Source organism: Mucilaginibacter celer, from assembly GCF_003576455.2.
Classification (GTDB): Bacteria; Bacteroidota; Bacteroidia; order Sphingobacteriales; family Sphingobacteriaceae; genus Mucilaginibacter; species Mucilaginibacter celer.
The window spans coordinates 119,578-135,198 of the sequence record NZ_CP032869.1 but is presented as its reverse complement, the minus strand read 5'-3'; the positions used below and the strand labels follow the sequence as shown (position 1 = coordinate 135,198).

The 15,621-nt window shown below is 46.1% G+C and carries 7 protein-coding genes; 1 reads left to right on the top strand and 6 read right to left on the bottom strand.

All coding sequences use genetic code 11. The features are described 5' to 3' along the window. Nucleotides 1-74: 74 nt before the first annotated feature. The 5 genes from HYN43_RS00455 to HYN43_RS00435 all read right to left on the bottom strand — a co-directional run bounded on the left by HYN43_RS00455 (nucleotide 75) and on the right by HYN43_RS00435 (nucleotide 12,371). Nucleotides 75-2,699, bottom strand: coding sequence for a galactose oxidase (locus HYN43_RS00455; protein WP_119407579.1), 2,625 nt, complete (start codon nucleotides 2,697-2,699; stop codon nucleotides 75-77). Between the two features lie 422 nt (nucleotides 2,700-3,121). Next, the gene (locus tag HYN43_RS00450) at nucleotides 3,122-6,430 is read right to left on the bottom strand and encodes a glycoside hydrolase family 2 protein (protein WP_119407578.1); all 3,309 of its coding nucleotides are present in this window, start codon (nucleotides 6,428-6,430) and stop codon (nucleotides 3,122-3,124) included. A gap of 229 nt (nucleotides 6,431-6,659) precedes the next feature. Next, nucleotides 6,660-7,397: a DUF3823 domain-containing protein gene (locus HYN43_RS00445; RefSeq protein ID WP_119407577.1), complete on the bottom strand. Its 738-nt coding sequence runs from the start codon at nucleotides 7,395-7,397 to the stop codon at nucleotides 6,660-6,662. Between the two features lie 14 nt (nucleotides 7,398-7,411). Continuing rightward, on the bottom strand, nucleotides 7,412-9,202 hold the full coding sequence (locus tag HYN43_RS00440) for a RagB/SusD family nutrient uptake outer membrane protein (RefSeq protein ID WP_121540000.1): 1,791 nt from the start codon (nucleotides 9,200-9,202) through the stop codon (nucleotides 7,412-7,414). A 10-nt stretch (nucleotides 9,203-9,212) separates the two neighbouring features. Further along, a complete protein-coding gene (locus tag HYN43_RS00435) occupies nucleotides 9,213-12,371 on the bottom strand; it encodes a SusC/RagA family TonB-linked outer membrane protein (RefSeq protein ID WP_119407575.1) in 3,159 nt (1,052 codons plus the stop codon). Nucleotides 12,372-12,702: 331 nt separating this feature from the next. Between HYN43_RS00435 and HYN43_RS00430 the strand changes: the two genes are divergently transcribed. Beyond that, nucleotides 12,703-14,034, top strand: coding sequence for a neutral/alkaline non-lysosomal ceramidase N-terminal domain-containing protein (locus tag HYN43_RS00430; protein ID WP_119407574.1), 1,332 nt, complete (start codon nucleotides 12,703-12,705; stop codon nucleotides 14,032-14,034). Between the two features lie 58 nt (nucleotides 14,035-14,092). Here the strand turns inward: HYN43_RS00430 and HYN43_RS00425 are convergent, their stop codons facing one another. Next, nucleotides 14,093-15,388 carry a glycoside hydrolase family 99 protein gene (locus tag HYN43_RS00425; RefSeq protein WP_205589849.1) on the bottom strand — a complete coding sequence of 432 codons (1,296 nt, stop codon included), beginning with the start codon at nucleotides 15,386-15,388 and terminating at the stop codon, nucleotides 14,093-14,095. Nucleotides 15,389-15,621 lie beyond the last annotated feature (233 nt).

The following is a 15,621-nucleotide window of genomic DNA, read 5'->3' as shown; positions in this document are numbered from 1 at the left end:
AAAAAGGCATCCGGAAATCTACCGGATGCCCTTTTTATATATTCGGTTTGCCGAAAAAATCAGGAGTTACTTTTTCAATGCGATTTCATGAACCCGTTATCTGCATCCACTATAGTCTGAAATTCCTTCTCAAAATTCCTTTCGTAAATAGATTTATAGGTTTTACTGAAGTTTTCGAAAGTATGCTTAGCCAGTGAGTGCTTGCCCAAAGCCGAGAATGCTTTACACTTCAGCATCATGGCATCTTCATTAACCGCATCAAAGTAAAAAATAAAATTGGCCAGCTCTATCAAAAATTCGGGATCGTGGCTAAACTCGCCCGAACGGGCATGATAGAGATAAGTATTGATCACATCGTTAGAAATCTCCGACTTGAAGGTTTCCAGCCACTCATAATCGCTGTTAGAGAGGAACTGACCGCGTTGGGTAATACCCGATAGTTCTTTGATCTTCTCTTTATTCAGCTTCCGCTTGTTTTTAACCAGGCTTAAATAGTTACGGTAATCAACGTACACCAATTCCGGATCAAGATCGATAGTCCAGGTGCCGGTTTCTTTGGATAGCTGGCAATGATCCATCCGCTCGAGCAAGGTTTTCAATTTCACTATACTTACCGAACGATTGTTCCTGGCGCTTTTTTCAGATTTATCAATCCAGAACATTTCGTTTAACCGTTCCGAACTTATACCACGGCCAAGCCTGATGGTGTTCAGCAATATCAGCAAAAACATCTCTTTGATAAGCGGGGTAAACAATTTGGTCATTTCTACCCCCTGGGCATCAAATATCTGCAGATCACCAAACAGCAGGATGGCATTTTTTAGCGGTTGCTGTTCGATAGCTGGTTGCTCTGGCTCTTCTTCCATTATCTTTTCGGAATGATAGCCAATCGGCTGTGCTTGCTGCGTTGCCGTAGTTTCAACAACAACAGGTATTGCCTTAGCATCTGCGGGCGTCGGCGTATTCCCGCGTTTTCTGCGGATTAAATAAGCCGTGCTCCCTCCAATTATAACAACTGCAACAATTACCCAAAGCATCGAAGCGCGATTAGTACCATTGCCTACTAATTGTGCAGCTTGAAAAAGCGGTGGCCCCAGCAAAGTGTACACCTCAACCTGGGTTTGGCCGGCATCACTCCTTAAAAGTGTAACCGCTATAAATTTATTGGAACGTGGAGCAAAGTACAGATCGGCAAAGGAGTGCACATCATGAAACTTATATGGGATGCCGCTTTCAAGTACCTCATAAGTGGGATTATTAAGCGAACCGCGGATCAGTTTTAAAGTTGAATTATAAATATGCCGCGGGAAGATCAATCCATAATAGCTTTTGCCGCCCTGATCAACAATAAGCGAGTTGGCGAAAGTAAAACCATCGGCACCGCGAGGCGCTATATCAAATAATTTTTTGAATGTACGGTCGCTTACGGTGTAGCGCATCATATCGTACATGTACTTTGGTGTGAGGATCTGCTTTCCGCTGGCATTACCGTAACCGCCCAGTATGTAAGCGGTATCCCCCTTGGGTGTAGCACCTGTAGCGGCCAGGTAGCGGGGCATATAAAAATCGCCTTTGTAAATAATGCTATCCCATTTATTGGTATTAAAATGATACTGAAGAACTTCGTTATGGTACAGCAGGTAACCATATCCCCCAAAAACATACATCGACGAATCGCGCTGCGAAATGATTTTGTTGATATGCCAGTAACGCGTTACCTGCCCCAGTTTAAAATTACCCGACCAGGTGTTGGTATTAAAATCAAACTTTTCGGCCTGCTTGGCATCGGTATAAAAGCTGTACAGGTTTTTATTAAGCGGATTAAATATAGCCCGGTTACCCTGAACAAGATTAAGTTTTGTGAAGGCTGCATTTTTTTTGATGATACCGCTGTTAATATCGTAAGTATAAACAGTATCCGTTCCGATAACTAACAAGGCTTCCTTATCGGCATCAAAGCTTACGCTGGCCATACCGTTGGCGATGAAAGCCTGGGCCTTGCTCCAGTTTTGGTGCATGGATGATACCCATGTAGGGTTAATGATCGTAGCATCCTGGTGTTTTAACTTTTCGTGGGCAATAGTTCCACCTGTTTCGTTTAGGGGCCAGTTGTATTGGATTGCTCCGGCCTGATCAACCCGGATGTCCCTGATCTTCATCGGCGGCACATCGGTGGTTTCAAATTCTCCGTGGTTGTTGGTACCAAACGTAATATGGTAACAGGCGTTTTTATTTAGGGGGATGTTTTGCTGCGTATAGGTTTTTCCGGCAGAAATAACCTGTAAACGATTATGAGTTGCATCAAACAGAATCCGCACCCGGTTCCATTTATTGTAAAGATCATTTTGATCGATACCGAAACTGATTTGGGGTTCTTTATCGCCGGTTACCAACTCGAAATGGTTTTTGGCGGTATTATAAACCAGGTCGAAATTCTGCTTATCATCAGAGATAATCCTTACCACATAGCCGAAGTAAACATTATACGCAGGGAAAAAAGAAACATCAAACGATAGTTCGAAATTATCATTAAAACAGAATCCTTTTTCGGGACTAAGCTCAAGCGAGGTTCTTTTATCCTGCACCACTTCATGACTCGCGAACCTTAAGCCATAGTTCTGAGCAAGACTATCGAGGCCCGAAAGACAAAAAAATAGTATAAAAACAACTTTACTGTAAAGCAAATAAAACTTCCCCATGCTTGTCCCAAACAATTATCTGTTAATTGGCAATGCTGCAGCAACGCTTAAAATTGGCGGCCATAGGTAAATGGCATGGGTAAATTTAAATTAAAAACACGATGCTGCATAGCAAATTCATGCAAGGGGGAAAGAATTTCGATTTTCGTAAAAAAGGGGGTGGTTGGGTTAATTATATATCATCCCGATAACGTAGTATTACTTTATGCTGATTATTAATAGAAAAAATGTCATTTCGAAACGAGGAACGAGTGAGAAATCTTGTACGCCCTGCAAACCGCTATACTTATTCGGTTCACAGGGCGTACAAGATTTCTCTTTCGCCCCCCCCGCTTTCACTCACCTCCGCTTTATCGAAATAACATTTTCTTCTATTTATAAAGGGAGATAAATACAATGTTCCATCAAGAAAGCCCAAGCTTTTACGGCTTCTGCACCGCCGAGCCTAACGTTTTAATAAACTCCGGCTGATTGGATGTTAGCTTTGCGGCAAACTGCCAGTTGCTGCCGTTACACACAAGCTTAATTAAAAAATGATTCCATCCTCTTTTTAGCTTAAGCTCTTTTGCTTCATTGCCGGTTTCGGCATCAAGTATTTGTTTACCATTCAGAAACACCGCCGCGCTGCCACCTGTTTTAACCTGCAGGTTCACAACCGGTAAATTAGGCTCAGCAAGCAAATCCTCGAGCGAGCGTTGACTGGATACCCAGAAGCTTAAATAAGCCACCTGCTGCCGGCCATTGACTGTGCCGCCATCCAAGGCTGAGAGATCAAAAATTTCCTTATCGGCATGCAATGATGTCCATATTTTGCGATGTATTTCTAAGCCGTCCTTTATCTCATCGGCAGCTCCGGGATCAACAAAGTTCCTTGTTTTAGCGTCCTCTGCCGATCGTGCAATAAAATTACCGGCGTATAGCGCGCCGGTTATATTGCCCTCGGTATTCAGCACGCTGCCATCAGCGCCTTCTGCCAAAGCAATCCCGGCGTTACTAAGTAATTGCCGTACAAGCCGTATTCCTTTCAACAGTTTAGGATTAGCAGGCAGGGTAGTTACAATCATCTTTCCGGCAGCTTTTTCATAAACTATCATCGCGGTGCCCGAGGGTTTGGCCTCCAATTCGGAGCGGACTACCATTGCCGTTTTGGCGTATTCGGCTTGCTTATTCCATTTTTGCCAATCGGTGTTGTTAGCGGTTAGCAATACTTTGCTCTGTTTAACCAGTTCGCCATCCAAACCATTGCTAATTATATCGGCTGGGTTAAGCTCTGAAAAATACATATCGGCAGCACCGAGGCCGTTGGTTATTCGATCATTTACAACAGGCAATAGTGATGAACTTTTACGATTTGTTACTTCTATGGTCGCAGGCAATAATTTATTCAATGCTTCGGTGCCAGTACTGCCCACTCCCCAAACCAATACGGTACCGCCGCTTGCCAGCACTTTATCAATGGTTGATTTATTTTGTGCCGATGGAGGGTTGCTGCCATCAACAAATAAAACATGAGGAGCAGCTTTGCCGGTTTGTTCAATAGCACCCAGCTTTTTCAAATCGGCGGCTAAGGTGCTACCAGCCCCTCCTATAACTGCTGCACCTGAACTTTTACCTGAAACCGCGGATTTAGCATCGTGGTTAGCAAGCGGTTTACCAACCTCATAAGGTTTATTTTCGGCAGCGGCTTTAATGGCATCAAAAAAAGGCCAGGTTTGGTAAAGCGGTAGCGCAGGATCATAACCGGGGTTTAGCGTGGTGCTGTAAGGGCCAAGTCTTTCAGGTTGTACCCCGGGGCTATCCTCTTTATAATTTGTAAAATACACGCCATCTTCAAGCGTGGGGGCTTTGGTTTTATCTTTAAGGCCGATAGGCAATGGTTTTAGGCCATACCAAACCAGGTTAAATACGCTGTTATATATAGACTCCCTCTCGCGCTGTTGCATCAGGTTTTGGTAGGATGATTGGGCAACACCTTCCATACGGCCAAGGAAAGACTCGTAGGCACGGTTGCCATTGGTTTCGGCTACCTGTTCGGGGGTGCCGTAGTAGGCGTTTCCGGCCTCGCCTACTCCCCAGGGTTTACCGCTTTTGTGTGCGCGGTCCATGGTACTCTGGTCGCCGTAGTGCATGACGTAGGTGGGCAGTTTGCCTTCGGCATCATCCTCACCATCGGCCGAGATCCAGGCGCGGGTTGGATCAAGTTTGCGGCAGATATCGGCCCAGATGCCGTAATAATTTATCAGCGTATCTTTTATGCCGGTAGGGTTACGCATTACGTTTACTACAACGGGCATTACCTCGTTAGATACGCTCCAGCCAAATACAGATGGATGATTACGGTCACGCAATACCAGTTCGGCAACATGGTGTTTGGTATCTTTCCAATAGTCCGGATCATCCACTTTCGGGCCGCCATCGCTGGCCCAGATGGCGGTTTCATCCAATACCATAATCCCCATCTCATCGGCTACGTCCATATAAAACGAAGGGTATGGTTGGGCATGTAAACGCACGGTATTCAACCCGGCATCACGCATGGCTTTAAACCAGGCTACGGCATAGCGGCGCGTCATCTGCGGGGTACCCAGAAAGTGCCACGAATCGCCACGCATAACCACAGGCTTGCCGTTCATCAACACCTGCCCGCCATTAATACTAACCGTGCGCCAGCCAAAGCGGGTGTAACGGGTATCAACCTGTTGCTTGCCATTGCTTACGCGGGCCAGCAAAGCATACAAATTGGGGCTTTCCGGCGACCAGCGCGCAAGCTTATCGCCCACCTGCGTATTCAGCGTTACTACCTTTTCGGTATGGGCCGGAACTTTAATTTTCACAGCCGGTATATCTAACGCAGAAACAGATGCAAGCTTGCCAACGGGTTCCGCAGCATCGGCCGCGTTTTCTGCCTGCCATTTATAAGCTCCGGCATCTACAGTGAGGTTTGCTTCCCGGTCGCCGTCATTTTTTATGGTGATTTCGGCAGCAAGATGATCGCCCTGTACATCCGGTTTCACAAAAACATCTTTAACATACACCAGCGGAACTGCTATTAATGCAACATCCTGCCATATACCCGCGATATGCTGCCCCCAAAACGAACCTGCCTGGTAAGTGCGCCTACCATAATTCCCATTTTTATCAAACAACGATGCCTTGCGAACGCCCACAGCTACTTCATTTTCAGCACCGGGTTTTACCAGCGAAGTCACATCTAAATCAAAAGGCAGGAAGATACCGAAATGGTCACCGGCCGGTTTGCCGTTTATCATAATGCGGGAATCTCCGGCCAATGCCTCAAAATGCAACAACAAACGTTTACCGTTGTAATTGGCAGGCACGTTAAACTTGCGGCGCAGCCAGCCCATTTTTATATGCTCCCATTCTTTAGGGTATGATGGGTAAGTGCGAAAATCTCCGCCCTGCCCGTGCTCATCGGCGAAGCTATTTACATTCCAGGGAGATGGGATACGAATGAGGGTTTTATCCCATTGATCGGGTTGCATGCCGGACAATGCAGGCGCAGAGTCATTCCCCTCGCGGAAACCGGCAGGCAATTGCACCGGCTGAAATTGCCACGACCCATTCAGGCTGAGCTCCTGGCGGTAAGGTTTTTCTGATTCTTTTACAAAGCCTGTAGATGGGGCAAATACACCTGTGTATTGTAAACGCTGGCTAAAAGTTTGCAGGGCGGTTGTGGTAAACAGGATTAGTAGTAATAGTTTCTTTTTCATAGTGTAATCAATCCGGATGGGCGGGTTGAATTTTTTTGGGGAAAGCGGTTAAAAAAACGTCATTGCGAGGTACGAAGCAATCCCCGATTTGCAAAGGGGCTATGCAGATCCGCCCTGTATAGTTGGGGATTGCTTCGTTCCTCGCAATGACGTGGTGACGATGAAGTTGTATCTAATCAGTTCAGACTTACGAAGTTTTTAAAACTTCGTAAGTCTTACCTTGCCATGTTTAATGCACTGTAGCCTTAACCACCGGGCTATAATTATAGGTTGAGTTAGGCGAATTAGCCGCCCTTGCCCCCATCCTGAAATAATACTCGCCTTTAGGCAGCCTTGTATCAGCCCAATGGAAAGTAAAGGTTTGCGGTTTGCCTATTATCGATGCATCCGGCGTGCCATCGGTAGGTACTTTCCATAAATTGGCGTAGTAAGTACCCGGTCCGGCTACGTTCGAGCTTACGGCTTCGTTCACTACCGGGTCTTTGCTTACCATAAATATCAGCTCAATCAGCTTCGAATCGTTTTCGGGGGCTTTGTTTACCGTGTAGCTGAATGTGCTATCGGCAACGGCGGCGGTTATCCTGTAAAAAGGAATCACCTTAAAATCGAGCTGTGTTTTCTGGTTATGGTTCAATACCACGCTAACCGAATCGCCCGCGTAAATAAAAGGACCGTTTAACGGGAAAGCCTTATAATTATCGACAAAAAACTGCGTAGCCGAGTATGATCCATCCGCCTTGATGGATATATCAATAGGCTGCGGACTTGGGTATTTAGCTTTGTTATTCTGCAAAAACCTGATGTCGCCGCCGCCGGGTTGCTTGGTTTCAATGCCGCCACCGGTTCCGGCATCTATTACTTTGCCGTACACCCCTGCATCAGGAGCGGCGTAATTATCGTACTTTTTGCATCCCGCGTAAAAAAGCAGCATGCAGGGAATTAAGGTATATATTATGGATGATCTCATGATTTCAATATTTTTTAATAGCCTGGGTTATCAATAAGTGCCGTGTTTAAGGAACGTTCGCCGCCCGGTATCTGCGAGTAATAGTTACGGGCCTGGTAAGTTTTGCCACCGCCTACAGGTACTTTTTTAAACACATAGTCTTTAGCGTTTACATCATAATAAATATCCAGGCCGTACTCCTGCCTGATGTTAAACTCGGTGGTAAGGGTGCGCCACCTGATGTAATCCCAAAAAGTGCGGTTCTCGAACGATAGCTCAACCATGCGTTCGTGCCTTATTTTTTCGCGGCTGATGGATGTGAGCGATGCCACTCCTGCCCTTACACGTAACTGGTTAACAGCGCCCAGAGCTTCGGATGGATCTTTACCCAGTTCGAAGGAAGCTTCGGCGTAGTTCAGTAATACCTCGCCGTATCTCAGATCAAGCCATGAGGTGCGTGATGAATAATCATAGAGCAGGTTGCGATCTGTAACCGGGTCGGTCCATTTTTTAAGCCAGAAGGTGAGCGAGTTGGAATTAGAGTTACCTGTACCCACCACGTTGGTTGGCGTTAAAGTGAACGACTGCGTGCTTACATCAAAATACTGCAGCACCTGGTTACCGTTATACTCCTTGTTGTTATAAATAACGCCACGCTGCCCGGTAATAGTAGCACCGCGGAATGATGTACCGGTAACTACCACAGTACCCATCAGCCTTGGGTCTTTATTTTCAAACGGACCGCTTAGGGTTGGATAGTGTACATAGCTGGCAGGTGTGCCGATATTTAATGGCTCGTTGGCACCGGCGGTACTTGTTTTTGATTCAAATTTTTCAACCAGGTCAAGCGTTGGTTCCAGGCGGTTGTCGTAGCCTATGGGCGAGCGGATATAATCGGGCAGTACCATTAAATCCTGCGAGTGGGTACGTTGGGTAGCGGCATAATCATAACCTTTGCAAAAGATGGCCTCGGTGTTCGAGTCGCCGGGTTTGCACTCGTAAAACAGGTATTGGAAGTTTTTAGATAGATCTGTAGGGTATTTATTGAACAGGCTGTATTTGCCATCGGTAATAATGGTTTTAGCAGCATTATAGGCCGCCGTTAAATACTCGGTAGCCTTAGCCGGGCTTACACCTACTACACCACCCAATTGCACGGTACCAAACTTACCTATCGAGCCTGCGTGCAGCATAGCGCGCGATTCCAGCGCGAGGGCAGCGTATTTATTGGCACGGCCGTAATCGCTGGTTTCGGGCAAATCGGCAGCAGCCTGCTCCAAATCGTTTTTGATCAGGTCCCAAACTTCCTCTTCTTTGTTACGGGGTTGTTTGAGCAAAGCGTTCGGGTCGGTTGGTGGTTCGGTGAGGATAGGTACACCGCCGTAGTATTTCACCAACCCGAAATAATAGTAAGCGCGTACAAAATGGGCCTCGGCCGAGTAACGTTTTTTGGTTGGCGCGTCAACATTGGTTACAGTGGCTATCTCCTGTATAAAAGTATTTACGTTGCGGATAGCCTTGTACAGGTTGCCCCAGTTTTCTTCGTTAATACCGGCATTGTTGGAGTTAAAAGCCTCGTCGCTCCAGTTGGCGGTGTATTGATGCCCATCGCCGGGGAACTGGCCGAAACGGCCGTTACAAAAAGAATAGTCCTCTATAGGCATATCTTTATAAAGGGAAGCGAAATAGGCCGTTACCCCGGCCGGGCTTCCGTAAATCTGATCTTTGGTGAGCAGCGTGGTTGGCTGCACGTCGAGCAGGTTTTTGCGGCAGGCACTTAATCCCGCCAGCACAAAAATCGCGATGATATATTTTATATTTTTCATGATATCGGGTTTAAAAAGTTGCCTGTACACCTGCGTTAACGTTAAGGGTGATAGGATAGCTATAGCTGTAAAGGCGCGTGCCTGACGATTCGGGATCGATAAAATCAAGGCCTTTACCGGTAAAGGTGTACAGGTTGTAAGCATTGGCAAACACCCTGAAGCGGCTGATACCTATTTTACTTAACAGCATTTTACTAAAGGTGTAGCCCAGCTCAATGCTTTTAATACGCACGTAGCTGGCATCAAAAGTGCTGAACGAGTTAGGCACACCATCCTTATAATTTTGGCGCTGACCGGTTGACGGGAACCTGCCCGGTACCCATGGGCTGTTAGGATCAAAAATATCCTGGCGGTGCCACCTATCGGCATAAATGGCAACCGGGTTTGCATACTGAAAATAGAAAGGGCGCGAAAGCTGATCGAGGTACGATACCGAATACATGGTAGCCCCCTGCACCAGCATCGAAAAATCAAAACCTTTATAACCCAGCTCAAAGTTGGCACCGAAATAAATGGCCGGTTTACCGCCGTTGCGCGCAATAACGGTTTGGTCTTTACCGTCGATAATGCCATCGCCGTTAAGGTCGACATAGTTTAAATCGCCGGGAAGCAGGCTGCGGTTACCTGCGCCATCCTGGATAGGCGCAGCATAGATCTGCTGGAAATTTTGGAACTGACCGGCAACTTTGTAGCCCCATACAATATCGTTGTATCGGTAGGCATTTTTATTGCGATAGTTATCGGCATCGCTGCTGGCCGGTGTTTGTTCGACGTAGCGGTTTTGCGTACGGGCGTACGACATATTGCCGGATACTGAAAAATCAACCGCGCCTATTTTACTGCGGTGCCCCAGTACGATCTCGAAGCCTTGCGTACGGTCGCCATTCAGGTTTACCTGTGGCAGGTTTACGCCATAAGTGCCGGGGATATTGGAGATAGGCGAACCTAACAAACCGCTACGCTCTCTGCGGAAAACATCCCCCTCGAAAGTAAGCTTACCATTCCACAGTGAGAAATCCAGGCCGATATCTGTTTGGGTAGAAGTGTACCAGGTGATATTGGCATTGGCCGCGTTTTTAAAATCGACACCTTTTACAAATCCCGGCCCAAATACCGAACCCGCCAACGAGCCCGAGCCTGAGCTTGGATAGATGTAGCCGGTTAAATAAGCGAAAGTATTGGCAGCCGCCTGATCGTCACCCTCTTTACCATAGGTAGCCCTTAGTTTGATATTATCTACAAACTTCAGTTTATCCTTAATAAACGATTCTTCAGAGATCCGCCAGCCTACCGAACCGTAAGGGAAAAATCCCCAGCGACTTTTGGACGGGAAGTAGGATGAACCATCTTCCCTGAAACCAAATTCGGCCAGGTATTTACCGGCATAGTCGTAATTAAATTTACCGGCATAGCTGCGGTTACCGCTTTGGCTGTAGCCTGAGCCAACAACGTCGGTAGCACGGTTACCTGCCGAAAGCTGGTCGATAGCATCGATCACGAATTGGGTTTGGGCATTATTACTGTTGCCCTGACGATAAATCTGTTCGTAGATCAATAACCCTGATACATTGCTTTTGCCAAAACGATGGTTATAATTCATCGACAATTGCAGATCGTTAGTAATACCCTGGCCAAAATATTCGTTCAACTGCGATGGGCCCTGGTGCGAAAAAGCTGTTTGTAGCTGTGTGGTATTATCATACTGGTACTGATAAAACTGCTTGCGGAAACTGCGGTTAAAGCTATAGCTGTTATCGTAAGCAAAAAGACCTTTTACGCTTAAACCCTCAACAAACGGCAGTTCGTAATTTAAAGTGAAGGTTGAGGTAAGCGCCTTATCATTGGTTTTATTGTACCCAGCCAGATCTTCGCTGATCTGCCCAAGTGGGTTATCATTAGGCTGATTGTAAAACTGGTTCAGGTAACGGGTATCGCCATTTGAATAAAGCGATTGCGTAGGACTGATTGACCACGCGTTTTTCATCAACGCCCATACAGCCACATTCGGGCTTTTGCTCATCACATTGTTTAAGCCCAGGTTAATACCAAATGTTAAACCCTTGCCTAACTGCCCGTCGACAGCGGTACGGAAGTTGTATTTTTTGCCGTATTCGATATCGGTTTTCAGCAAGCCGCCTTCATTAAAATAACCACCCGATACAAAAAACCTTAGCTTTTCGTTACCTCCGCTAACGGTAATGTTATGCTGTTGCTGCGAGGTGCTGTTATCCAATATAGCTTTCAGGAAATCGGTGCTCGGCGTTTTGCCGGTGCGGAAATCTTCAATTTGCTGCGGAGTGAACTGCGGCGGCGTTATCTGCTGGTTACCGCTGATGAAATTGTTGATCTGCTGTTCATCAAACAAGGTAGCGTATTGGTAAGCGCTGGATAGTTCAGGGTACTTGGTGATGAACTGCTTGCCCAGGTGCATAGTGTAGGATACCTGCGTAGTGCCTTGCTTACCCTTTTTGGTGGTTACCAAAATAACGCCGTTGGCGGCCTTTACCCCATAGATAGCGGCGGTAGCATCTTTCAAAACGCTCACGCTTTCAATCTCATTCGGGTCGAGGTGATCGAAGCCGGATTTATCGCGCTGTACACCATCGATGATGAACAGGGGGCCACCCTGCTGATTACCTTCCACATCGTTAGGATCAACATAACTGAACCCGCGGATATCGATCTGGCTGTCAAACTTACCCGGCTGGCTTGATAGCTGCGCCACCCTTACACCCGGGGCGCGGCCGGTTAGCGTATTGGTAACATCGTTATTGGAGTTTTTAACAATGTCTTTAGCCACAACGGTTGATACCGCCCCTGTAAGATTGGCACGTTTCTGCGTACCGTAGGCCACCACAACTACCTCCTCCAGGCTGCCCTGCCGTGCCGTTAAGGTGATCGTGATTGTCCGGTTGTTTTTCAGATCGACATCGGTGGTGTTATACCCGATGTAGCTCACCGTAAGCGTGGCTTTAGGATCGCTTACTTTTAGCGCGAAGGCCCCCTTGGTATCGGTAACCACACCCTGGCTGCTGCCTTTTACTTTTACCGACGCCCCGATCAGCGGCTCGCCTGTTTGATCAATGACCTTACCGGTTATCGGTATGTCTTGCGCAAATAATGGCACCGAGAGGCACCATGCCAATAGCATTAATAAAATTTTCTTCATAGTACATAATTTTGGTTAACTGGTTATAGTTGATTATGAACCCAAAGAAATTTGCAGTAATTAATAAAAAGTTAATATTGAATTAGTTGAAATAATTTTATTTTACAAAACATAAACCACTAATTTTCAGCACAATAAAAAATTAAAAAAAGAAGTCATCTTGTAATTACCTGATCAAACTATGGTAATTAATTGGGGTTTAATACCGAAGGCGGCCCTGAATTATCCGGGTTTGTATATACTTTCCGGCTTATTTTCCCGGTTAATCCGTCATTAATCAATTATTAATAACGCCGGGTAATTTTAAGTTAACCAAGCATAAAAAACCTATATGAACACGTTAACTAAAATCAAGTCCCCTATTTTAAACAATGTGGGGTTGTTTAAAATCCATCTTTTAATTTTACTTATCACAACCTGTATTTCTAATGTGGTTTTCGCCGAAACCGGTAAACTTTTAGCAGGCACCGCCAAAATCAACATCACCCCAAAAACAACCGAGCCGCTGCACGATTCCGTTTATGCACGGAGTTTGGTTTTAGATATAAATAGCAAACGCCTCGCCTTTGTATCGGTAGATCTGGCCGTATTTACCAGCGACAAGATTGAGAAGATCTGCAAAGAAAAATACAAGCTTGAAAAAGTGATCATCAGTTCCTCGCACACCCATTCGGAACCGCAAACCAATGGCAAAATGGCTTTCCAGGGGAATCCCTTTGTAGCTTTTTATGAAGACCAGATTATTAAAGCCATAGGCGCGGCAACAGATCATATGTTTGAAGCACGGATAGCGGCCGGGCAAAGCATTTTTCCGCAATTGGGTTTTAACCGGCTTATTGTTCGCGAAAACGGGCATGCCAAAGAATCGTGGGTGGGCGACGCGCATTACAAACCTGAGAACCCCGAACGGATCCCCTTCGGTCCTGTTGACCCTGAAGTTGGTGTTATTAAAATTGAAGACATGCAGGGTAATGCACGGGCTATTATCATAAACTATGCCATGCATTCGGATATTGTATGTTTTAACTATGCTATATCTGCCGACTATCCTGGTGTGGCCAGCCGCAAGGTTGAGGAAGCTTTCGGCAATAAAATAAACTGCCTTTTTATACAGGGGGCTGGTGGCAATATTGAATCGCTGCAGATAAGTCCGCGCAGATCGGGCCCTAACGATACAGTGAAAACCAACTACGCGCCGATGGAGCGCACCGGCGAGCTCCTGGCATGGGAGGTAATTAAACTGGCCAAAAACATCAGCCCAACTGCCGGCAATGAAACTGATATCAGGTTCATGACCGATTCAATGCGTTTTACCGGCAGGTACGATAAAACGCTAACCTATAATGTGAGCCTGGTCACTATCCTCCTAAACAACAAAATAGCTATAGCCGTTTGCCCCGGCGAGCTGTTTGTTCAGTTTCAGCTGGATTGGAAAAAGAAAATGGAGCTGGCATCGTCAACCGGATTTTTGTTTGGTTACTCGTGGAGCGGTGGCCATTGGCCTGGGTATATTGCCGATGTACGGTCGGCTGCGTTGGGTGGATATGGTGCCGATGAAAGCGGAAGGTTGATTGAGGTGGGTGCGGGAGAAGCCATTATAACCCGCCAGCTTGAAAATTATTATAAGCTTACCGGGTTGATGCGTAAGGATCCGCCGAAATAGCCCGTTCATTGAGTAATGAGTAAATAAATAAGCCCCGCGTTCAGCGGGGCTTATTTATTTACTTTCCAGTATTTCTTTCCGGCATTTTAAACACCAGCGGCTTTTCATGGCGTAATATTTTAGCCGCTTCGCCCGTTAACCACAGGTAGGTATCAGATGGTTTGCCATCCATGTTAATGAAAGCCGTACCTGTGCCGTCTCCTACTTTAGGCGGATTATCTGATCCTTTAAAAATAGCAGTGCCCTCATTCACTTCATCAAACATGGCTACGTAGATCATTTCAGCGCCTGCTGAGATCGCAGTTGATAGCATTTGCCAGTAAAACCTGCCGCCCTGCCTCGGGATAGAACCAACCGGTTTCACATCATCCGGAAATTCGTAGCGGCTCAGGTTATGCCAGCTGAAACCCGGATACACGCAGGGTACATAATCCAAATGATTATCGCGGCACCATTTAATATCTTCAATCACATCATCGCGGTACCTGTCCATATCATTATGCAACAAGGGTGAATAACGCTGTACGCTCCAGGGCAATACGATATCGCAGCGTTTGATAATGTCATGCAGGTAAGGGTCGTTAACACAGTCGGCCCGTAAAGTTCGCCAGGAGTTTGGTACACCTATCATTACCGCGCAGCCACCATACACCGGATCATTCTTTAAAAAATCGATAAAACGTTCGATGCCGATGTTGCGGATATTGTATGGCCTGTCGGGAAAGCCAACGCCCCAAATAGTTACTACCGGTTTTCCATTATGGTACAGGTAAGTGTTTGTGCCTTTTGGGTTGGTCACCTTCAATTCATCAACCAGATATTTCCAATCGTCAATCAATACTGAACAATCCTCGCCTTTACCGGCCAGGCCCGACAGATCATACATCACGGCGATAGCCCGTTTGTAGGTTGAAGCAGCTTCGAAAGCATTTCTAAAAACCCTGTCGTCCTTACGATTTTCGGGGCGGGCATTGTTGAAAAAGCGCTGCATAAATACACCATCAACTCCATATTGCTGCATCCATTTAAAATGCAGGTCGGCGGTGCTTTTATCTACCGAACTGAAAAACTTTGCAGGTTGTCCATCGGCCAGTTTAAATGGTGTTGGATAAGTTTTGGCGTATTCGCTTACATCCGGCCACATATCAATGCCCGAGCGTTGTTCGTTGCCATAAGCAAAGTGATTTGCCCCGCTCCCATCGCCTTCGGCCCTGAACCATCCCTGGTAACCGGCCATGATCAGGCCTTTGTAACTGGGAAATAAAGTTGTTTTAGCATGTTTGGTTTGCGCATTCGCGTTAGCAAAAAAACACAGGAGCATCCACGTGCATAATGTAATTTTTGTTCTCATCATAGTTTACTTTTTTAGTACAGGTGCTGGTTATACACCATACCGAAGTTCACGCAGAAGCTTAACAAAAAATTAATTATGGACTAATTAGGCATAAACACTTAAAAAAAAGTAATTAAAAACAATTTGAAGCCGACACACCGTTGGTTACAGCCTGCTATCATTTACAATTGTAGCTTAACGAAATATTAATAACATCCGTACTGTTGACGAAGCTACTAAGCCATTATTTCCTT